The 20,288-nt window shown below is 62.0% G+C and carries 17 protein-coding genes; 6 read left to right on the top strand and 11 right to left on the bottom strand.

Annotation, left to right across the window (positions count from 1 at the left end; all coding sequences use genetic code 11):
• Positions 1 to 2 precede the first annotated feature (2 nt).
• Genes ACR3EL_RS13310 through ACR3EL_RS13295 form a run of 4 tightly spaced genes read left to right on the top strand, consistent with a single transcriptional unit; the run spans position 3 to position 4,309 of the window.
• On the top strand, positions 3 to 1,544 hold the full coding sequence (locus tag ACR3EL_RS13310; RefSeq protein ID WP_170339834.1) for a trimethylamine methyltransferase family protein: 1,542 nt from the start codon (positions 3 to 5) through the stop codon (positions 1,542 to 1,544).
• Position 1,545: 1 nt separating this feature from the next.
• A complete protein-coding gene (locus tag ACR3EL_RS13305) occupies positions 1,546 to 2,232 on the top strand; it encodes a TetR/AcrR family transcriptional regulator (protein WP_170339836.1) in 687 nt (228 codons plus the stop codon).
• Positions 2,219 to 3,523 carry an NAD(P)/FAD-dependent oxidoreductase gene (locus ACR3EL_RS13300; RefSeq protein ID WP_170339838.1) on the top strand — a complete coding sequence of 435 codons (1,305 nt, stop codon included), beginning with the start codon at positions 2,219 to 2,221 and terminating at the stop codon, positions 3,521 to 3,523. Before ACR3EL_RS13305 ends, ACR3EL_RS13300 begins: the two co-directional genes overlap by 14 nt.
• Before the next feature lie 54 nt (positions 3,524 to 3,577).
• Positions 3,578 to 4,309: a hypothetical protein gene (locus ACR3EL_RS13295; RefSeq protein ID WP_170339839.1), complete on the top strand. Its 732-nt coding sequence runs from the start codon at positions 3,578 to 3,580 to the stop codon at positions 4,307 to 4,309.
• On the opposite strand, the gene ACR3EL_RS13290 is transcribed toward ACR3EL_RS13295, so the two are convergent.
• On the bottom strand, positions 4,297 to 7,725 hold the full coding sequence (locus ACR3EL_RS13290; RefSeq protein ID WP_170339840.1) for an indolepyruvate ferredoxin oxidoreductase family protein: 3,429 nt from the start codon (positions 7,723 to 7,725) through the stop codon (positions 4,297 to 4,299). The two genes, ACR3EL_RS13295 and ACR3EL_RS13290, sit on opposite strands and share 13 nt — an antisense overlap.
• A gap of 139 nt (positions 7,726 to 7,864) precedes the next feature.
• Between ACR3EL_RS13290 and ACR3EL_RS13285 the strand changes: the two genes are divergently transcribed.
• Complete coding sequence (locus ACR3EL_RS13285; RefSeq protein WP_170339842.1) at positions 7,865 to 8,326, top strand: Lrp/AsnC family transcriptional regulator; 462 nt, start codon at positions 7,865 to 7,867, stop codon at positions 8,324 to 8,326.
• On the opposite strand, the gene ACR3EL_RS13280 is transcribed toward ACR3EL_RS13285, so the two are convergent.
• Positions 8,327 to 8,719 carry a DUF3307 domain-containing protein gene (locus ACR3EL_RS13280; RefSeq protein ID WP_093964572.1) on the bottom strand — a complete coding sequence of 131 codons (393 nt, stop codon included), beginning with the start codon at positions 8,717 to 8,719 and terminating at the stop codon, positions 8,327 to 8,329.
• Positions 8,720 to 8,934: 215 nt separating this feature from the next.
• Between ACR3EL_RS13280 and ACR3EL_RS13275 the strand changes: the two genes are divergently transcribed.
• The gene (locus tag ACR3EL_RS13275; RefSeq protein ID WP_170340530.1) at positions 8,935 to 11,931 is read left to right on the top strand and encodes a cyclic nucleotide-binding domain-containing protein; all 2,997 of its coding nucleotides are present in this window, start codon (positions 8,935 to 8,937) and stop codon (positions 11,929 to 11,931) included.
• A gap of 5 nt (positions 11,932 to 11,936) precedes the next feature.
• Here ACR3EL_RS13275 and ACR3EL_RS13270 read toward each other — a convergent pair whose 3' ends face one another.
• The 9 genes from ACR3EL_RS13270 to ACR3EL_RS13230 all read right to left on the bottom strand — a co-directional run bounded on the left by ACR3EL_RS13270 (position 11,937) and on the right by ACR3EL_RS13230 (position 20,174).
• Complete coding sequence (locus tag ACR3EL_RS13270; RefSeq protein ID WP_170370451.1) at positions 11,937 to 12,224, bottom strand: ArsR/SmtB family transcription factor; 288 nt, start codon at positions 12,222 to 12,224, stop codon at positions 11,937 to 11,939.
• A 115-nt stretch (positions 12,225 to 12,339) separates the two neighbouring features.
• Positions 12,340 to 13,572 carry a mandelate racemase/muconate lactonizing enzyme family protein gene (locus tag ACR3EL_RS13265; protein ID WP_170339844.1) on the bottom strand — a complete coding sequence of 411 codons (1,233 nt, stop codon included), beginning with the start codon at positions 13,570 to 13,572 and terminating at the stop codon, positions 12,340 to 12,342.
• Positions 13,573 to 13,603: 31 nt separating this feature from the next.
• On the bottom strand, positions 13,604 to 14,698 hold the full coding sequence (locus ACR3EL_RS13260; protein ID WP_170339845.1) for a Zn-dependent alcohol dehydrogenase: 1,095 nt from the start codon (positions 14,696 to 14,698) through the stop codon (positions 13,604 to 13,606).
• An 80-nt stretch (positions 14,699 to 14,778) separates the two neighbouring features.
• The gene (locus ACR3EL_RS13255; protein WP_170339847.1) at positions 14,779 to 15,978 is read right to left on the bottom strand and encodes a TCR/Tet family MFS transporter; all 1,200 of its coding nucleotides are present in this window, start codon (positions 15,976 to 15,978) and stop codon (positions 14,779 to 14,781) included.
• Between the two features lie 124 nt (positions 15,979 to 16,102).
• The gene (locus ACR3EL_RS13250) at positions 16,103 to 16,816 is read right to left on the bottom strand and encodes an alpha/beta fold hydrolase (RefSeq protein ID WP_170339849.1); all 714 of its coding nucleotides are present in this window, start codon (positions 16,814 to 16,816) and stop codon (positions 16,103 to 16,105) included.
• A gap of 11 nt (positions 16,817 to 16,827) precedes the next feature.
• Positions 16,828 to 17,616 carry a 3-oxoadipate enol-lactonase gene (pcaD, locus tag ACR3EL_RS13245; protein ID WP_170339850.1) on the bottom strand — a complete coding sequence of 263 codons (789 nt, stop codon included), beginning with the start codon at positions 17,614 to 17,616 and terminating at the stop codon, positions 16,828 to 16,830.
• Between the two features lie 73 nt (positions 17,617 to 17,689).
• Positions 17,690 to 18,664, bottom strand: a complete 975-nt coding sequence (locus tag ACR3EL_RS13240; RefSeq protein WP_170339852.1) for a threonine ammonia-lyase — start codon at positions 18,662 to 18,664, stop codon at positions 17,690 to 17,692.
• The gene (locus ACR3EL_RS13235) at positions 18,661 to 19,488 is read right to left on the bottom strand and encodes an alpha/beta fold hydrolase (protein WP_480721900.1); all 828 of its coding nucleotides are present in this window, start codon (positions 19,486 to 19,488) and stop codon (positions 18,661 to 18,663) included. Before ACR3EL_RS13235 ends, ACR3EL_RS13240 begins: the two co-directional genes overlap by 4 nt.
• Entirely contained in the window at positions 19,488 to 20,174 is a 687-nt protein-coding gene (locus ACR3EL_RS13230) for a haloacid dehalogenase type II (RefSeq protein ID WP_480721899.1), read from the bottom strand. The genes ACR3EL_RS13235 and ACR3EL_RS13230 overlap by 1 nt, the downstream gene beginning before the upstream one ends.
• Positions 20,175 to 20,288: the final 114 nt, after the last annotated feature.

The raw sequence follows: 20,288 nt of genomic DNA, 5'->3' as shown, positions 1-20,288 counted from the left end.
TCATGGCGGCGCGGGGCAGGGATCGCCGTCGGCGGGGCCGGGGCGCGGAGGCCGCGCCCGCGAGCCGTGATGTGAACTATCGCCAGTTGCGCAACCCGTTTCCGGTGATGGAGGTCTTTCCCGCCGATCAAATCGCCGACATGCACGAAACTGCTATGCGCACGCTGGAGGAACTGGGCGTCAACGTTCTGCTGCCCGAGGCGCGGCGCCTGTTTGCCGCCGCGGGCGCGCGGGTGGATGAAAACAGCGAGATGGTGTTCATCGGTCGTGATCTGGTCGAGGCCGCGGTATCCTCGGCCCCGAAATCCATCGACTGCCGGGCCGGGGCGCGGCATCGCGACTTCACGCTGGAGCTGGGCAGTCTTGTGTTCCAGCCCGGCGCAGGGGCGCCCAATGCCACCGATCTGGAGCGCGGCCGCCGCCCGGCCAGCGGGCAGGATTACCTCGAGTTCCTGAAGCTCACCCATCATTTCGACGTGTTCCAGATGATCTCGCCGCAGGTCGAGCCGCAGGACGTGCCCACACACCTGCGCCACTATTTCACCACGCAGGCGCAGGTGGAGTTGACCGACAAGTTCCCGTTCTTCTTCTCGCGCGGGACGCCGCAGGTGATGGACTGTTTCCAGATGCTGGCCGTCGCGCGAGGCCTGTCCGACAACGAGTTCCGCGCCCGGCCGCATTGCTACACGATCATCAACACCAACAGCCCGCGCACGCTGGACATTCCGATGGCGCAGGGGCTGATCGACTTTGCCCGTCACGGGCAGATGTCGATCATCACGCCGTTCACGCTGATGGGGGCGATGGCGCCGATCACGGTCGCGGGCGCGATCACCCTCTCCCATGCCGAGGCGCTGGCGGCCCTGACGCTGACCCAACTGGCAAAACCCGGCGCGCCGGTCTGCTATGGCACCTTCACCAGCAACGTGGACATGAAATCCGGCGCCCCGGCCTTTGGCACGCCCTCGCATTTCCAGGCCTCGCTGGCGGCGGGGCAACTGGCGCGGCATCTGGGCCTGCCGTGGCGGTCGGCGGCCGGGTCGGCCTCGAACGCCAATGACGTGCAGGCCGCCAATGAAAATCAGTTCGGGCTGTGGGGTTGCCTGATGGCGGGGGCCACGGTGATCATCCATTCGGCCGGGTGGCTGGAAGGGGGGCTGACCGTGTCCTTCGAAAAGCTGGTCTGCGATGCCGAGGTGCTGAACATGGTAGCCGAGCTGTGCGCAGGGGCTCAGGCGGGTTCGGCCGAGATCGGGTTTGACACTGCGTTGCGCGAGGTCGAGCCCGGCAGCCATTTCTTCGCCGCCAGCCAGACGATGGAGCGCTACACTACCGAGTTCTACGAACCGCACCTGCATGACTATGCCAATTTCGGCACTTGGACCGAACGCGGATCGCTCGATGCGAACCATCGGGCCACCGCGGTCTGGCGGGACATTCTGAACAATTTCGAACCACCCGCGCAGGGCCAGCCCGGGCTGGACGCCATGCGTGATTTCATCGCCCTTCGAACCGCTGAGGGCGGCGCGCCGCCGGAGAGTTGAGATGAACAGCAAACCCATCCTGCATCGTGACGACCCCAAGGCCGAGCCTCTGGTCGGCAACGTCAAGGTCACGCGCGACGACTGGCTGAACGTGGCGATGGACGTGCTGATCTCGGACGGGGTCGAGCAGGTCAAGGTGCTGAACCTGGCCGAGCGCATGGCGGTGTCGCGGTCCTCGTTTTACTGGTACTTCAAGTCCCGGCAGCACCTGCTGGATGCGCTGCTGGATCGCTGGCAGGCCACCAACACCGCCGCCCTGATCGCGCAGGCCGAAGCGCCGGCCGAGACCATCACCGCCGCCGTCTGCAACGTGCATCGCTGCGTGGTCAACACCGCCTTGTTCGACACGGCGCTGGACTTTGCCGTGCGCGACTGGGCTCGGCGGTCGGGCAAGGTGCGGCGGATGCTGGACCAGTCCGATGCGCGCCGCCTGGCCGCGCTGCGAGCCATGTTCACCCGTCATGGCTATGAGGCGGTCGAGGCCGAGACCCGCGCGCGCGTGCTGTACTACATGCAGATCGGCTATGATCTGGCGCAGTTGAACGAGCCGTTGGCCACGCGCCTGTCTCTGGTGCCGCATTACCTGTACGTCTTTACCGGGGTCGAACCGCGTCCCGAGGAAATCGAGGAATTCAGCGCCTATGCCAAGCGCTGTTGGGAGGGAGGAGCGGACCATGAGCCAGCCTGACGCAATCATCATCGGAACCGGCGTGATCGGCGCGGCCATCGCGTTCGAGATGGTCAAGGCCGGCTGGAAGACTCTGTCGCTGGACCGCAACGCGCAGGTGGGGCATGGCTCGACCGCCGGGTCCTGCGCGATCATCCGGATGCATTACTCCACCTTCGACGGCACCGCCTTTGCTTGGGAGGGCTATCATTACTGGCGCGACTGGGCCGACTATCTGGGTCTGCCCAACGGGGCCGATCTGGCGCAGTTCCGCGAGACTGGGTGCCTTGTCATGAAGACCGAGGCCAACGGCCACCTGTCAAAGCACATGAAATACAGCGCCGAGTTGGATTGCCCGTTCGAGGAATGGGCAACCGAGCAGATACTCAACCGCCTGCCGATCTATTCGCTGGACAGTTTTGCCCCGGCCAAACGGATGGACGACCCAGCCTTCGGTCAGCCCAATGGCAGCAGGATGCAGGGGGCGGTGTTCTGGCCCAAGGCCGGCTATGTCACAGACCCGGCCCTGTCGGCGCAGAACCTGATGCAAGCGGCCACGCAGCGCGGCGCGCAGGTGCGGACCGGGGCCGAGGTCGTCGAAATCTTGCAGGAAGGTGGCAGAGTCAAAGGCGTCAGGCTGGCCTCGGGCGAAGAGATTTACGCGCCGGTGGTGATCAACGTGGCCGGGCCGGGATCGTCGATCATCAACCGCATGGCGGGTGTGCTGGACGACATGACCATCGAAACCCGCCCGCTGCGGCAGGAGGTGGTCCACGTTCCCGCGCCGGAAGGGTTCGATTTCGAGCGTCAGGAAACCATCGTATCGGACGGCGATATCGCCTGCTACTGCCGGCCGGAACATGGCAACCATATCCTGATCGGCTCGGAAGACCCGGACTGCGACCCGCATCAGTGGTGCGAGGACGATGTCCGCTACAACCACGACTTCACCGACCAGTGGACGACGCAGGCCATGCGATACGCGCAGCGCGTTCCCAGCCTGGGCATCCCGTCCAGAACGCGAGGTGTGGTCGATCTGTACGACGCTTCGACCGACTGGATCCCGATCTATGACAAGTCCAGCCTGCCAGGGTTTTACATGGCCTGCGGCACCAGCGGGAACCAGTACAAGAACGCGCCGATCGCGGGCAAGATGATGGCCGCGTTGGTCGAGTATTGCGAGGGCGGGGCGGATCACGACGCCCAGCCCCTGCAATTCGAGCTGCCCCATATCAAACGCACCATCGACGCGGGCTTTTACTCCCGCAGGCGCCCGATCAACGCCGAGAGCAGTTTTTCGGTCCTTGGCTAGCCATGCCGGACAAATGCGCTAGCTCTCGGGAAACACTGAGAAAGGGCGGGCGCGATGGCGGAGAATGACACCAGAGTTCTGATCTTGGGAAGTGCGCCTGCGGCGCTGGCGGCGCGGGATTGGGCGCGTGGGTCGTTCACTCATATCGTGGCCATCAACAACGCCTGGCGCATCCGCGAAGATTGGGATTTCCTGATCCATCCCGAGGATTTTCCGGCTGAGAACCGCCCCGACTGTCCGACAGCGACGCAGCGCATCGTGACGGCGCAGGATTATGTTCCGATCCAGAACGCGTATGGCGGCTTCGTCTATGCCGGTGGCACCATGGCCTTTACCGCCGGGTACTGGGCGCTGGGTGCTCTCAAACCATCGGTGATGGCCTTCTTTGGCTGCGACATGGTCTATCCGCGCTCGGGCAACACACATTTCTACGGCCAGGGAACAGCCGATCCCTTGCGCGCCGACGTCACCCTGCGCTCGCTCGAGGCGAAATCGGCACGGCTGGCGCTGCTGGCGGCGCGTCAGGATTGCAATATGGTGCGGTTGTCCTCTGGCCCCAGCCGGCTGGTCTATCCGTCCGTCTCGCATACCGGAATGACCTCCGAGGCCCTGCCGAGCACCGAACACGTCGATGCCCTGCTTCAAGCCGAGTGTGAGGTAGGTTACGTGGTGCCATCCGGCCGGTATTGGGAGGTCGAAGAGCGGTTCGATCCAGCCGTTGTCGACCGGCTGGATGCGGCTTGGCTTGCGGCCTACAAGGCCTCGGCGCTGGATCAGGCGGCCTGAGCGCGCGGCACGCGCAACAAGTCATCGACCTTTCGTCTGGCGGTCTCGGCCGCTTGTATCCGAACCGGGCCGTAACCGCGGATCTCGTCAGCGCAGGCCAGGATGCTTTGCCACGTTTCGGCATCCCGATCGCCGTACTCGGCCGCAACAAGGTCCAATAGCCCTTGGTACCAATTCAGCAGATCGCGGTGCAGGCGCGCTTCGGCGTGATAGCCGAACGGATTGAGAGCTGTTCCGCGCAGCGCCCGCATCTTTGACAGGCCCCGCAGAACCGGCTGCATCCAAGGTCCGAACGCCTTTTTCAGCGGTCGGCCCCGGACGTCCGTTCTGCGGCTCAGCAGGGGCGGGGCCATATGGAAGCGGACCGCAAAATCGCCCTCGAACTGGTTGGCCAGATCCTGCGCGAAATGGTCCGAAGTCATCAGCCGCGCGACTTCGAACTCATCCTTGTAGGCCATGAAGCGGAACAGGTTGCGAGCGACGCTGCGCAGCAGGGTCTCGTCAGCCTGCGGCAGAGCCGAGCGGAAGGTGGCGATACGATCGGCATAGGCCTGCGCGTATTTCGCGCTTTGATACTCGGTCAGGTAGGCGGTACGGCGCGCAATCATCTGATCCAGTGTTTCTTCTGAACCAACGTCGTCGGAAGGCAGCGCCAGAACGTCCGGACGAACTGCCATGTTGCGCCCGATTGCAAAAGCCAGACGGTTCTTCTCGACAGCGACGCCATTCAGCAGAATCGCCTGACCCAGCGCGACATGCGATACCGGCACAAGACCGTGCTGCCACGCAAAACCCAGCATTATCACATTGGCAAACACCGCATCACCCAGCAGGGTTTCCGCCACCGCGTTGGCGTCGAAACCGAACAGGTTTTCAGCCCCGACCACGTTCTGAATGGCCTGTTCACGGGCATTTGCCTGCAACTGAGCGTCGCGGCGCAGAACGATATCACCGGTCGGCATTTCAGCCCGGTTCAGGACCACGCGCGTACCCTTGCGGTAATGCGCCGAGGCTTTGGGGGCCGAACTGACGACGACGTCGCAACCAATCACCGCATCGGCCGCGCCCTGATCAATGCGGACCTGGTTCAGCGCGTTTGGAGTGTCTCCCAAACGGATATAGCTGAGAACGGTTCCGAATTTCTGAGCAAAGCCTGTGAAATCCAGGACCGAGGCGCCTTTCCCTTCGAGATGGGCCGCCATCGTGATCAGCGCACCAACCGTCACCACGCCTGTGCCGCCCACGCCGGTTACCAGCAACTCGAACGGTTTGTCCAGGCGGGGCAGGGTAGTGTCGGGGAGCCCGTCCTCGAGTGTTCCCAGATCCAGCTTTGTAATGCGTTTGCGGCGTTCGCCGCCTTCGATGGTCACGAAGCTGGGGCAGAATCCGTTGAGGCACGAGAAATCCTTGTTGCACGAGCTCAAATTGATCTTGCGCTTGCGGCCCAGCGGGGTTTCGCGCGGCTCGACGCTCAGGCAGTTGGATTCGACCGAGCAGTCGCCACAGCCTTCGCAGACCAGATCGTTGATCCAGACGAACCGCTTGGGGTCCTCCATCGTGCCGCGCTTGCGGCGGCGGCGTTTTTCGGTGGCGCAGGTCTGTTCGTAGATCAGAACGGTCACGCCCGGGATCTCGCGCAGTTCGCGCTGCAGGGTGTCCAGCTCCGCCCGGTTGTGGAACGTGGTTTCCGACGGGAAATCCGCGTGGTGGAACTTCGAGATGTCGTCAGACACGATGGCGATCCGCTCCACGCCCTCGGCGCGGCAGGTCTGGGCGATGCCGGCGACGCTGACCGGGCCGTCCACCGGCTGGCCGCCGGTCATGGCCACGGCGTCGTTGTAGAGGATCTTGTAGGTGATGTTGGTCCCGGCCGCGACCGCCTGCCGGATCGCCAGCGAGCCCGAGTGATACCAGGTGCCCTCGCCGAGATTCTGGAAGATGTGCTTGCCGCCGTTGAACTTGGACGCCACCACATGCGGCACGCCTTCGCCGCCCATCTGGGCATAGCCGACGGTGTGGCGATCCATCCACGAGGCCATGACGTGGCAGCCGATGCCGCTGGCCGCGATCGAGCCGTCAGGCACCTTGGTCGAGGTGTTGTGCGGACAGCCCGAGCAGAAATAGGGCGTGCGGGTTGCACCAGGCACGTTGATCAGTTGCGGCGGCTGGTCCGTCAGCGCCTTGGCTTTGGCGGGCAGGTCCTCTTCGGGGAAAAACCGGTGCAGGCGGTCGGCCACGATCGGCACCAGCATCAGCGGGCTAAGTTCACCCGTCCAGGGGATCAGCGGCTCGCCGTGGCTGTCGTATTTGCCCACCATCTTGTGCGGCTTGTCGCCGGGCCAGTCATAGAAATATTCCTTGAACTGGCTTTCGATGATGCCGCGCTTTTCCTCGACCACGAGAACCTCGGCTTTGCCCTTCACGAAGCGCAGCGCGTTGCGTCGGGCCAGCGGCCAGACCATGCCGACCTTGTAGATGTCGATGCCCAGACGGCGGCAGGCGGCCTCGTCCAGTCCCAGCAGGCGCAGCGCCTCCATCAGGTCCAGATGCGCCTTTCCGGTGGTGACAAAGCCGAACTTGGCGTGGTCGATGTCATAGATGCGCTGGTCGATCGGATTGGCTTCGGCAAAGGCGCGCACGGCGCGCAGCTTGTGCTGGATGCGGGTCTCGATCTCGGGCGAGGGCAGGTCGGCGGCGCGCACATGCAACCCGCCGGGGGGCAGGTCGATCTCGGGCAGGATGAACTGTCGGTCGGGGCGCAGCTCGACCGAGCGGGCGCTTTCGACGGTTTCCGAGATCGCCTTGAACCCCACCCAGGTGCCGGAAAACCGCGACAGCGCAAAGCCGTATTCGCCGAATTCCAGGAATTCCTCGACCGAGGCCGGGTTCAGCGTGGGCATGAACCACGCCATGAAGGCCACGTCGGACTGGTGCGGCATCGAGGAACTGACGCAGCCATGGTCGTCGCCGGCCACGACCAGCACGCCGCCCTTGGGTGCCGAGCCATAGGCATTGCCGTGCTTCAGCGCATCGCCCGAGCGGTCGACGCCCGGCCCCTTGCCGTACCACATCGAAAAGATGCCTTCGAATTCGCAGTGCGGGTCCAGCGTCGCCTGCTGCGCGCCCAGAACGGCGGTTGCGCCCAGATCTTCGTTCACGGCGGGCATGAACGTGATGCGGTCGGATTTCAGCCGTTCACGCGCGCGCCACAGCTCCAGGTCGAGCCCGCCCAAGGGCGATCCACGATAGCCCGAGACGAACCCGCCCGTGTTCAGCCCGGCATCGCGATCGCGCCGCGCCTGATCCATCAGGATACGCGCCAGCGCCTGTGTGCCGGTCAGGAACACGCGACCCTCGGTCTGTTCGTACCGGTCTGTGAGTTGATAAGTGCGAAGACTGCTGTCGTGGCGGCTCATGGCTTGGACCCGGATTGGCTTTGAGATTGAACAACTGTAGTTCGGTATTTGCGAAATGTTGTGCCAATGGATCCGCAAATTTGGTACAACTTCGATAAAATTAACCAAAGAACCCGAACAACACGGAAGAACATACCAAATGATACAGCTTGACGACAGGGATCGCCGGATTCTGACCCTGCTACAAAGGGACAGCCGCGTGTCGAATGCGGACCTTGCCGATGCGGTCGGTATGTCGACCTCGGCCCTTTGGAGACGGGTGCGCGCATTGGAAGAGGCCGGGATCATTGAACGCTACGGCGCAGTTGTGAACCCGGTCGCGCTGGGGTTGGGGTTCGAGGCGATCGTACATGTGCATCTGACGCGGCATGATCCCGACAAGATCGTGGAGTTCATCCGGGCAATCGAAACCTGCAAGGAAGTTCAGGAATGTTTCGCAACGACCGGTCAGGCAGACTATCACCTGCGAGTGCAGTCTCCCGATCTTGCCGCCTACAACGTCTTTTTGGAGAGGTTTCTGTTTCGTTTGCCGGCCGTGGCAAGTGCGCAAACGAATGTGGTACTGCGCGCGGTCAAACGCAATCGTTCGGTCGAGTTCTGACTAGCGCGCGACGAATTCAACCCAGGCCCAGGCCATCGCGATGTAAGTGAGGTTGTGCAGGCATTGATCCAAACCGGCGGCCCGCCAAAAGGCGGCCTGATCAGGTTGCAATTGTTTCTTGTCGGAATAGCTGGCTTTGGCGAAATCGATATTGAAATGCACGATCCACTCAAGCGCACCGATGATCAAAATGAATGAAAGCGGCGCGCCGAATATCAGGAAAACCACGACTGAACCCACAACATGCACCGCAGCATGCTGTGCGCGCCCGACATGCAGGTACTCTCCCCGCCCAGACAGCATCTTGGGCGTTTGAAGGTAGAAATCGGCAAACATGTGTTTGATCTGCAGTGCACACAGCAGAAGCAACACAGTGCCAAGTGTAGCAGGCAAAAACTACCCTCCCGATATCGTCCTGACCTTCAGACTAAGGGCTATGAGACAGGATCGCAAATGAACTAGTTCACACAAGTCGAAATAGTTTTCGCCTTGGAAACCATTTGCCTATCCAAGCGCGATTGCAGTACCGTCGTGCTGCTTTGACCGCGGCAGGATCGCTGCAAAACAGTTTCGGGTCACCAGTAGGGGCAGGGGCCATAGAACGTTCAATTTTTGGATTTATTTGGAAGTATTCCAAGCGTGATCAGCTTGTTCTGCTGGCCGTGACGGCAACTTTGTTCCCACTGCTGTACCTGACGCTTGAATTGCCCAAACGCATCATCAACGACGCAATCGGCGCCTCCAGCGAGATCGTGGATGCCTGGGGATACAGTCTGTCGCAGACGACGTTTCTGGTAATTTTGTGCTTCGCCTTTTTGGCGGCGGTGTTGGCGCATGGTTTGATGAAGATGCGCATCAACACGATGAAAGGCGTTCTCAGCGAACGAATGCTGCGCCGGTTCCGATACCAGTTGATCAACCGCGCACTTTTGTTTCCTCAACCCTATTTCGAGCGCGTCAGTCAGGGCGAACTGGTCTCGATGATCACCGCCGAAAGCGAGCCGATGGGCGGGCTGATGGGCGATGCAATCAGCCAGCCTGTCCTTCAGGCGGGGCAGATGCTGACAATCCTGTCCTTTCTATTCCTGCAAAGCGTCTGGTTCGGGTTGGCTGCTGTCGCGCTGATCCCATTGCAGGCCTGGCTGATCCCGCGATTGCAGCGCCAGATCAACCTGTTGAACAAGCGCCGGATCCAGGAGGTGCGCGTACTGGCCGCGCAGATCGGCGAGAATGCAGCGGGCGCGGCAACTCTGCGGCAGAACGGCGGCTGGCGCCATCGCCGAGCGCTGATTTCAGATCAACTGTCCCGGCTGTTCAGCATCCGGTTCGAGATCTACCAGAAAAAATTCTTCATGAAGTTCATCAATAACTTCATCTCTCAATTGACTCCGTTCCTGTTCTACCTGGTCGGTGGTTTGCTGGTTCTGCAGGGGTCAGTTTCGCTTGGTGCTCTCGTGGCAGCGCTCGCTGCCTACAAGGACCTCAGCTCGCCTTGGAAGGAGCTGCTGACCTATTACAACCAGACACAGGACATGTCGCTGCGCTGGGAGGTGGTCATCGAACGGTTCGCCCCGAGCGGCATGCTGGATGAAACCCTGTTCGAAGGCGAGCCCGACAGCCGACCGCACCTGAATGGCCCGATCGAGTTGGAGCAAGTCTCGGTGCGTGATCTGGATGGCAATCAGGTTCTGGATGATCTGAACCTGACCTTCCCCGCCGGTAAGACCATAGGGATCGCCGCCCCCAGCGAAGAGGACCGCCGGGCCTTGGCGGATCTATTGACCCGGGAGATCCTGCCAAGTTCGGGCCGGGTCGAAATTAGGGGTGTTAACCTGTCCTCGCTGCACCAGGCCGTCGTGGCGGCCCGGATCGGTCATGCCACATCGCGACCGGTGATGTTCCAGGGAACCGTTGGCGGCAACGTGATGATGCCGATGCAGCTCAGGCCTCTGACCGCTCCACCGGAGGACGCGGACCACCTTGAAACGCTGCGTGCGGGAAACAGCCCCGATCCCTTCCGGGCCACATGGCTGGACCCTTCACTGGCCGGGTTCGAAACGGCCGAGCAGCTGCGCGATTGGTGGTTGAAGCTGATCGACGGACTGGGCTCCGGGCCCATCTTGTTCCAACGCGGGGCCGAGTTGGGTTTCGATCCTGAAAAGCACCCCGACCTTGCTGCCAAGCTGATCGAGCTGCGGCCCTTGGTGCAGGACGCCGTCAAAAAGGCCGGTCTGGAGTCGCAAGCCCTGATTTTCGACCGCATGACGTACAACGCTGCACTGCCCGTTGCCGAAAACCTGCTGTTTGCTGTGCCACGCGTGCAGGTGACGCAAGAGTTGCTGGCCCGGCAGACCGTTTTCCTCGGGCAGTTGCGCGAGTTGGGTCTGGATGAAACACTGGTCGGCCTGACACGTGACGTGATCGAAATGCTGCGTCAGATCTTTGGTCTGGACGGGACGGATCACCCGTTGTTCCGCAAGCTGGGACTCGAGGCCGCCACCTATGAGGCCGCTGTCGACCTAGTGGAAAAGACCCGGGAAACCGGCGCGTCAGGGTTGGACGATGACCAGTTGGCCAGCCTGCTGGCCGTGCCTTTCGTGATCTCGGCCGAACAGATTGGGCCGGCCTTTTCCGAAGAGCTCAAGAACCGCATCCTCGAACTGCGGCACAGCCATTCCAACAAGTTGATGGAGCGCCTGAACGACGTGTTCGAGCCGCTGGACCCGGCCACCTTTGCGCCCGGATTGACGGTTATGGAGAATGCGCTGTTCGGCAAGGTCAGCCAGATCGGGGGCGCGCGGTCGGACGAGGTTCGGAAAGTGATCGCAGACGTGCTGACCGAAAACGGAGCCCGTCCGCTGGTGGTTGAGCTGATCTACGATGTACCGGTCGCGCTGGGCGGGCAAAACCTGCCGGCCGCGCTGGCCGAGCCTTTGGCCTTTACCCGCGCGACGATCAAGAAGCCGGATATCCTGATACTGGAAAACGCGCTGGCGAGTTATGGCATGGACACGCAGGTGGCTGTGTTCAGAAACCTGCGAGAGCTGCTTCCGGACGCCACGATCATCTACCTGAACGAACAGTTCAAGAACCCCGGCGCTTTCGACATGTTTGTCGAGATCCGACAGGGGCGCGTAGTGTCCGATCAGGTTCCGTCGGATGTTGAAGGTGACAGTGCAGCCTCGGCGGACCTCACGCGAAAGCTGCGTGCTTTGGAACAGACACCGCTGTTTTCGGGGCTGGATCGTCGTCAGCTTCGACTGCTGGCCTTTGGTGCGCGCTGGTACGAGGCAAAGGCCGGCGAAGTCGTGTTCCTCAAGGATGACCAGCCGACCGATGGTGCCTACATGATCATCGACGGTGAAGCTGGCCTGTACCTGCCGCAGCCGCCCGAGGAGGATCGGCTGGTGACCCGCGTCGGCAGCGGTACCTTGGTAGGCGAACTGGGCCTGATCCGCAAAGAGCCCCGTGCGCTCAGCATGGTAGCCGAAACCGATCTGACCTGTCTGCGTATCGGCGAGGAAGAGTTCCTGGCCGTGGTCGAAAACGATGCTGCGACCGCGTTCAAGCTGTTGCAGGTGATCGCAGGCTATGTATCACGCTGACAGGTTCAGGCCTCCGGGCTACAGAACAGGGAATGCATCAACTCGATCACTTGCTTGGCTTTGCCGTCGCGCAGCGAATAGTAGATCGTCTTGCCCTCTCGGCGGGTTGAAACCAGGCCTTCGGTTCGCAGACGCGCCAGCATCTGGCTGACAGCGGCCTGGCGCAACTTGAGCAAGGCTTCAAGCTCGCCCACCGAGCGTTCTCCAGCCGCGAGATGGCACAGGATCATCAAGCGGCCCTGATGCGCCAGCGTCTTGAGGAAAGCCGCAGCTTGCGCGGCGCTTTCCTCCATTTCCGAGGGCAATTCGGATTGTGGGGTCGTCAATTCGGCGTCAGTGAAAGTCACGTGGTACCTTGGGGATGAAAATAAGGGGTGGACGCAGTATGCACCAACTTGTCGGAAATTGTCATCCCTCGGTTGCCGGGGCCCCGCCCTGAAACGCATTGCCGTTGACATAGTCGCAGGGGTCTTCCTGCATCTGCAGGTGCAGACCGTCGCCGGAATAGGGGTGGGCACGGGCCAGTTCCTCGTCGACCTCGATGCCCAGGCCGGGGGCGGAAGGCGGCTCGACAAAGCCGTTCTCGACCCGGATCGAGCCCTTTATCAGCTGGTCATGAAACGGCGTTTCGATGGTCTCGAGCAGCAAAAGGTTCGGGATCGAGGCCGCGAGATGGATGTTCGCGGCCCATTCCACCGGCCCGGCATAGAGATGCGGCGCCATCTGCGCATTGAAGACCTCGGCCATGGCGGCGACCTTTTTCATCTCCCAGATTCCGCCGGCCCGCCCCAATGCGGGCTGCAGGATCTCGGCCGCGCCGGCGCGCAGAACCGCGCCGAATTCGGCCTTGGTGGTCATCCGCTCGCCCGTGGCCACGGGGATGCGGACGTTGCGGGCGACGCGCGCCATGTCCTCGATCATGTCCGGGGGGGTGGGCTCTTCGAACCACAGCGGCGAATAAGGCTCGATTGCCTGCCCAAGACGGATGGCGCCCGCGGTGTTGAACTGGCCATGGGTGCCGAACAGCAGGTCGGCCTTGTCGCCCACGGCGTCACGGATCGCCTTGCAGAAGGCCACCGACATCGAGATGTCGGACATGGCCGGCATATGCCCTCCACGCATCGTGTAGGGGCCGGCGGGGTCGAACTTGACCGCGGTGAAGCCGCGCCGGACCATTTCGGCGGCGCTTTCCCCGGCCTGTTCGGGCGAGGTCCAGAAATCGGTCAAGTTGTGTTGGGGCAGCGGGTAGAGATAGGTGTAGGCGCGGATGCGGTCGTTCATCCGGCCGCCGATCAGAGCGTATACCGGGCGGTCCCGGTCCTTGCCCAGAATATCCCAACACGCGATTTCCAGCCCCGAGAAGGCGCCCATCACGGTCAAGTCGGGGCGCTGGGTGAAGCCGCTGGAATAGGCGCGGCGGAACATCAGCTCGATATTCTCGGGGTTTTCGCCAGCCATGTGGCGGTCGAAAACGTCACGGATGACGTGTTTCATCGCCTCGGGACCCACCGAGGAGGCATAACACTCGCCCCAGCCCGTGATGCCGGTATCGGTGGTGACTTTCACCAGAATCCAATAGCGCCCGCCCCAGCCCGGCGCGGGCGGAGCGGTCACGATGATGTCGAGATCCTGCAGTTTCATCCGGTCTCCTCCCGCCGGTGGTCCGGGGCCGTCAGCCCCGGTCGAATACGATCACGTTGCGCTTGGCCGAACCGGTCTTGGTGTCCTCGATGGCCTCGTTGATCTGTTCCAGCGTCCAGCGACCCGAGATCAGCTCGTCCAGCTTCAGACGTCCCTGTTCATACAGATCGATCATCCACGGAATATCGCGCTGGATCACCACGTCGCCCATCTTCGACCCGACCATGCCCTGACCCAGGGCCGCCAGAATGACCGGCTCATAGCTGGATTGCGCGCCGGAATGCGGCATGCCGATCATCACCGCCTTGCCACCGCGACCCAGATAGCGGGGCGCCTGATCATAGGCGGGGATCGCACCGACGGTGATCAGAACCGCATCGGCCCCGCGACCGCCAAGGGCCTTGTAGGCTGCTCTCCACGGTTCTTTCAGCGTGGCCAGAACCCCATGCGTGGCGCCGAATTCCTTGGCGATTTCCAGCTTTTCCTCGGTCATGTCGACGGCCACGATCCTCCGGGCCCCGGCCAGCCGCGCGCCCTGGATGGCGTTCAGGCCCACCCCGCCGGCGCCGATGACCACGACATCCTGACCCGGGCGCAACTGCGCGGCGTTGACCGCCGCCCCCACGCCGGTGATCACCCCGCAGGACAGCAGGCTGGCCACGTCCTTGGGCATCGCGTCGGGTATCTTGACCATCTGGCGGTGGCTGACCACGACCTTTTCGGCAAAGGCACCACAGGCCATCGCTTGTTCCAGCGGCCCACCGTCCGCCGTGCGCAGCGGACCCTTGACGGTGTCATAGGGCGTTTCGCAGATCACCGGCTTGCCGCTGGCGCAGGACGGGCACGATCCGCAAGCGCGGATCAGGGTCACCACGACCGCATCGCCAACCTTGAACCCTCCGCTGGCTTCTCCGACGGCCGAGACCACACCGGCAGCCTCGTGCCCGTAGACGGCGGGCAGAAACCCGCCCCAAGCGCCGCTGGCATAGGTGATGTCGGAATGGCAGATCGCCACCGCATCCAACGTGACCTCGACCTCGCCCATGCCGGGCGGCGCGATCTGGATGTCTTCGATGACAAGCGGTTCGTTGAAGGCGCGGCATACGGCGGCTTTGATGGTCTGCATGGATCCCTCGTTTGGTTTGGGCCACGGTGACGCGGGAACCTGCGGTCCGCAAGGCTGAAACCGTCATTCCCGTGTCGTTGTTACGTTTCGCTGCGATGTGCGCGCAGAAACAGGACGAATCCGGCCAGCATCAGCAGCAATGCCAACAGGAACGGGGCCCCTGGAAGGTAGAACGCTGCATCAACCCGCGCGAATTGGGCGAAAACGGTGGTCATAACCAACGGGGAGATCACCATCGACAGCGCGTGGAGAGCGGCCAGAACCCCCTGAAGCTCTCCCTGCTGCGAATCCGGCGTTGCGCGTGACATCTGTGCCTGAAGGGCTGGCGTCACGACGGCGCCCAGTGCGGTGATCGGAATCAGCATCAAGGCAATCGTGCCGTTTGTGAGAAAACCCAGAGCCAGAAAGCTGACGATCTCGAAGATCATGCCCCAAACGATCGTGGTCCGCTCTCCCAAGTGGCGGGTGGCGGGGCGGATCAAGCCGCCCTGAACCGCAGCCATTCCCAATCCGTAGACCGCAAGTGACAACCCGATCATCTGCGGCGACCAACCGAAACGCTCGGTCGTGAAGTATGACCAGATGGCGGGATAGACGTAGATCGATACCGAGTACAAAAAGTATACCCACAGCAACGGTCGGATGCCGGGCAGGGCGGCGATGGCACGCAATGCGCTGTCAGGACGCGCGCGGTGCCAGCGGAATCCGCGGCGGTTTTTGTCCGTGACCGTCTCAGGCATGACCGCGAGGCCCAGCAGGAAATTTGCAAATGACAATCCGGCGGCCGCCCAGAACGGGGCGCGGGTTCCGTATTCGCTCAGCAATCCTCCCATCAAAGGGCCGAGGACAAAACCTACACCAAAAGCCGCTCCGATGAGACCGAAATTGGCGGCTTTTTCATGAGGTTTCGAAACGTCCGCCATAAAGGCCGCTGCGGTAGAGTGGGTCGCCGCGGTGATGCCACCCACGATGCGGCCGATCAGCAGCAGCCAGATGCTGCCGGCCATGGCCATGACCACGTAGTCCAAGCTCATGACAAACAGAGAAGCCAGCAAGACCGCGCGGCGTCCGTAAGCATCCGACAGGTTGCCCAGCACCGGACCGAACAGGAATTGCATCGCGGCAAAGGCCGTGCTGAGGATCCCTCCCCAAATGGCTGCCGATGCCAGAGAGCCGCCCTGAACCTCGACGATCAGCTGAGGCATGATCGGCATGACCAGTCCGATGCCCATGGCATCGATCATGACAGTGCCCAGTACGAAAAGAAAAGGAAGACGCATGAAACCGAACGAATGACTTATTTTGCAGGACCTTAGTCGCCCGCCTGTCGTGTTGTAACCCGGTCATTTGTGATCGAGGCGAAATTCTCGACCGACGGTACGTCAGCCTTGACCCGGCCGGATCTCAGACGCGGGTGGCGATTGCGTCCAATTGACGGGCCAGATCCGCGGGATGCGAGAAGAATGGAGAATGGGAGCTGTCGATCGTCAGGCGCAATTCGGGCGGCGCGCAATGGCTCATCTCTTCCTGGTATTCAGTTGGAATCGTCCGGTCATCCATGGTGCGGATATAGGCCTTGGGAATTCCGTCAAAACGCTCGCTCAGATCCAACGGCGTGTCCTGCGGGCGGATCGCCTGCGGGCACAGGCGGGCTAGGGCATAGGTGACAACGTCGGCCGGACAGTCGTGGTAGAAGAGGGATTGCACCCGGTCCGGCAACACGCTGTAGGACAGTCCGTCTGCCGATTTCTCGACCGCATCGCCAATCAGCTGTCTTGGTGCACGCCGGCGCATTTCGATCATCGACAGCCCGGAGACCGGCACGTAGGCGCAGACATAGATCAGGGCCCGCATCCGGTCTGGGGCGAATTCAGCGGCCGCACTGATCGGGTAGCCGCCCCAGGAATGGCCGACAAGGATCGTTTGCGGGGTCGTGGCATTCAAAACCGCATCTCGGCACATCTCGAGCGTGACCTCGGACACTGGGGTCGGGTCAGAACCATGGCTGGGCAGATCGATCGCACGGACCGAATGCCCCAGATTCTCAAGTACCGGTATCAGATCGCGCCAGCACCATGCGCCGTGGCAAGACCCGTGAACAAGAAGAAATTCCGCCACCGTGACCTCCTTCAAATATGTCCGGTTTCTCGCAGAAAAGCGTTCAGCAACTCTGCGTAGACCTCGGGCCGCTCGACGCAGGGCAGGTGCCCGGCCTTGCGGATCAGCTCGAACCGGGAGCCGGGGATCAGGTCGATGGTTTCGCGCACCAGATCGGGAGGGGTCGAGCCATCTTCCGAGCCCGCAATTCCCAACGTCGGCAGTCTGAGCCCGCTGGTTGGCGTATAGAAATCCGTGCCCGAGATGGCGGAGCAGCAGCCCAGATACCCCTGGACCGGTTGGCGTACCATCATATTGCGCCATAGCTCAACATCGGGGGTTTCCCGAAATGCTTTCGAAAACCAGCGCTCCATGGTTGCTTCGGCCAGCGCCTCGATCCCACCTGTACGAACGGCTGCCATCCGATCGGCCCACATAGAGGGCGTCCCTATTTTGGCGGCCGTGTTGGACAGGACCATCGCCCGGATCTGATCCATCCGCTTGACGGCCAGCCCCTGCGCGATCATTCCGCCAATCGACAGGCCGACGAAGATGCAATCCCGTACCTCGAGAAAGTCCAGAAGCCGCTCGGCATCGCGCACCAGACTTCCCATCGAATAGGGGCCATCCGGTTGCGAGGACAGGCCGTGCCCGCGCTTGTCATAACGGATGATGCGCAGACCTTTGGGAAGCAGAGGTAGCACGGGGTCCCACAAGCGCATGTCGGTGCCCAACGAATTGGCAAAGACCAAAGGTGGGCCATCCGGGTCACCGTCCAAGCGATAGTGAATCTGAACATCTCCGAAATCAGCGATGTGCATCTGGTCAGCCTTTTTTGCTGGTATCATTCCGACAGTTTACGCCGCGATTTATTGCATCTGTCCTAACCCGTTGTCAGGTAAGGAATTCCAACGCGCGGGCAAAGACCTGTGGATCGACATTCCCGCCCGATGCCACGACGATAACGGCGTCGCCCTGGATATCGTCCTTGCGGAACAACGCCGACGCCAACGAGACTGCCCCGCCCGGTTCCAGAACGACCTTGAGGCGCAGGAACGCCAAGGCCATGGCGCGGAGAGCCTCGTCTTCGGATACCGCCAATCCCGGTCCGCAGAGGCGACGGAGGATCGGGAAGGTGATATCACCGGGCCGCGGTGTCAGGATCGCGTCGCAGATATTACCTGCGGCTGCGTTGTTGGTCTGAACGGACCCCGAGGCCAGGGATCTTTTGACATCGTCGAATCCTTCGGGTTCGCAGGGGCGCGCCCTGAGACCTGGCGCATGTTTTTCCAGGGCAAGTGCCACGCCTGAGGTCAGTCCACCGCCACCACAGCATACCAGAACATCGGCGTCGGTCACACCGAGATCGCGCGCCTGCCGCGCCACCTCGAGGCCGACGGTGCCCTGACCGGCGATCACCTGCGGTTCGTCATACGGCCGGATCAACGTAAGACCGCGCTCCCGGGACAACGCCTCGCCGATCTCTTCGCGGCTTTCATTGGCGCGATCATAAAGGATGACCTCGGCGCCCAAAGCTCGAGTGTTTTTGATCTTCAGGGCCGGTGCGTCGGACGGCATGATGATGACGGACTGAACACTATGAAGTGTAGCCGCATGCGCCACGCCCTGCGCATGGTTGCCTGATGAATACGCGATGACCCCGCGTTTGCGAGCCTCGGCATCCAGTGCGGAAATCGCAGACCACGCTCCGCGAAACTTGAAGCTTCCGGTATGTTGAAGGCACTCGGGCTTGACCAGAACGCGCCGCCCGGCAAGGTCGTCCAAAAACGGCGATGTGAGGATCGGGGTTTCGCGCGCGTGCCCGTGTAGGCGCACGGCAGCGGCTTCGATCAGGTCAATTGTGCTCATATCAAATCCAGTACCTTGCGAATGACGGTTAGGGACTGCGGTTCGTCCAGAAATGGAACATGGCCCCGGTCGGGCACTTCGGCCGAAATCAACCTCGCATGACGCTGGTGCATCTCTGCAAGGGTCTCGGAGCTCAGCAAGTCCGAGTTCGCTCCACGGATCACTCCGGTGGGAAGCGGGTTCAGGGCTTCGAACACTGGCCACAAATCAGCGGGCGGGCCCGCTGCAATCTGTTCTTGCAACGCGGTTCTCAATGCGGGGTCATAACGCAACCGCAGGCCGGTGCCGGTTTCTTCGTATTGGAATGCGGTCTGCTTTCTCCAGGTTTCAATCGATACGCCCGGAAACTGCGGGTCCATTGCCTGTTTCAGCGCAAAAGCGGCCTGTTCCAGCGTTGTTGCGGCAGGAGCCTTGCCGACATAATCCATAATGCGCCCGATGGCCGACGGTTCGATTACGGGGCCGACATCATTCAGAATGACGGCACTCAGACGTTCGGGGCGAATTGCGGCGAGTGTCATGGCAATCAATCCGCCACGCGAGGTGCCAAGGATGCTGACCCGATCGAGCTTGAGGTGATCCAGCAACTCGATCACGTCCTGCGCTTCGCGCGGAACGGAATAGTTGCGATAATCCAGATCAAAATCCGAGTCGCCGCGCCCCCGATAGTCCATCGTAATGAGCCGTAGTCCGTTGGCGTGCGGCATGAAGAAGGAAAAATCCCGGCTGTTTCTAGTCAGGCCGGCAAGGCACAGCAGCGGCTTGCCGCTGCCTGTATCTTCGTAGGTCAGGCGCAGACCGTCAGACGTCGTGAATTGTGGCATCAAACGCCCGCCAGTTCCGGAATCAAGGTCAGGTCGAACAGGACATGCGCCGGGGTCCACGGCAATCGGTCCATCGGCTCGCCGGCGCGGTTGACCCAGGCCGTAACGAACCCGTACCCGCTGGCTCCGGCGGCGTCCCAACCATTCGAGCTGACGAACAGAACGTTCGATCTTTCGCACCCGAAGCGGTCGCACACAAGATCATAGACCCTCGCATCCGGTTTGAAGACGCCGACGCTTTCGACTGACAGAATGTCGTCCAATACGCCGCCGATACCCGCAGACCTGACCGCGCCTTCCAGCATGGGCGGCGATCCGTTTGACAGGATCGCGGTCTGCATCCCGCCATCCTTGAGCGCCTTTAGCATGGTGGGGACCTCGGGATAGGCCTGCAGTTCCCAATACAGGTCCAGCAGTCTCTGCCGCAGCGCAGGATCCCCCTGCAGGCCCGTCGCCTCGAGCGCCCAGTCCAGGCCATCCTGCGTCACGTCCCAGAAATCGGCATGTGCGTCGGCCACTGCACGCAGCCACGTGTATTGCAGCTGTTTCAGCCGCCAGTGGTTGGCCAGTTCAGGCCACTTGTCACGCAGCGCATCCTGGCCCGGTTCGGCGGCCGCCTGACGCGCGGCTGCGGCCACGTCGAAAAGGGTTCCATACGCATCGAAAACGCAGGTTGTGATCGCCATCTGCCTCTCCCCATCTTCCGGGGCAGGTTGGCACAGGCCATGCGCGGGTTAAAGCGTAAAAGGGTTTACATTGGCGGGTCAGTCTCTAGGTTTGACCGCTCATTCTAAACTCAG

It is taken from the genome of Ruegeria sp. BJ3 (assembly GCF_056535665.1).
The sequence above is the reverse complement of the archived record's forward strand: the minus strand, read 5'-3'. Positions and strand labels throughout refer to the sequence as shown.

What these genes read in the sequence shown, in the direction of transcription:
- ACR3EL_RS13310 (WP_170339834.1), top strand. Translation starts at nt 3, where the DNA reads ATGGCGGCGCGGGGCAGGGATCGCCGTCGGCGGGGCCGGGGCGCGGAG.
- ACR3EL_RS13300 (WP_170339838.1), top strand. Translation starts at nt 2,219, where the DNA reads ATGAGCCAGCCTGACGCAATCATCATCGGAACCGGCGTGATCGGCGCG.
- ACR3EL_RS13260 (WP_170339845.1), bottom strand. Translation starts at nt 14,698, where the DNA reads ATGCAGACCATCAAAGCCGCCGTATGCCGCGCCTTCAACGAACCGCTT.
- ACR3EL_RS13235 (WP_480721900.1), bottom strand. Translation starts at nt 19,488, where the DNA reads ATGCCACAATTCACGACGTCTGACGGTCTGCGCCTGACCTACGAAGAT.
- ACR3EL_RS13230 (WP_480721899.1), bottom strand. Translation starts at nt 20,174, where the DNA reads ATGGCGATCACAACCTGCGTTTTCGATGCGTATGGAACCCTTTTCGAC.
- ACR3EL_RS13295 (WP_170339839.1), top strand. Translation starts at nt 3,578, where the DNA reads ATGGCGGAGAATGACACCAGAGTTCTGATCTTGGGAAGTGCGCCTGCG.
- ACR3EL_RS13270 (WP_170370451.1), bottom strand. Translation starts at nt 12,224, where the DNA reads ATGGAGGAAAGCGCCGCGCAAGCTGCGGCTTTCCTCAAGACGCTGGCG.
- pcaD (WP_170339850.1), bottom strand. Translation starts at nt 17,616, where the DNA reads ATGCACATCGCTGATTTCGGAGATGTTCAGATTCACTATCGCTTGGAC.
- ACR3EL_RS13285 (WP_170339842.1), top strand. Translation starts at nt 7,865, where the DNA reads ATGATACAGCTTGACGACAGGGATCGCCGGATTCTGACCCTGCTACAA.
- ACR3EL_RS13265 (WP_170339844.1), bottom strand. Translation starts at nt 13,572, where the DNA reads ATGAAACTGCAGGATCTCGACATCATCGTGACCGCTCCGCCCGCGCCG.
- ACR3EL_RS13255 (WP_170339847.1), bottom strand. Translation starts at nt 15,978, where the DNA reads ATGCGTCTTCCTTTTCTTTTCGTACTGGGCACTGTCATGATCGATGCC.
- ACR3EL_RS13290 (WP_170339840.1), bottom strand. Translation starts at nt 7,725, where the DNA reads ATGAGCCGCCACGACAGCAGTCTTCGCACTTATCAACTCACAGACCGG.
- ACR3EL_RS13240 (WP_170339852.1), bottom strand. Translation starts at nt 18,664, where the DNA reads ATGAGCACAATTGACCTGATCGAAGCCGCTGCCGTGCGCCTACACGGG.
- ACR3EL_RS13305 (WP_170339836.1), top strand. Translation starts at nt 1,546, where the DNA reads ATGAACAGCAAACCCATCCTGCATCGTGACGACCCCAAGGCCGAGCCT.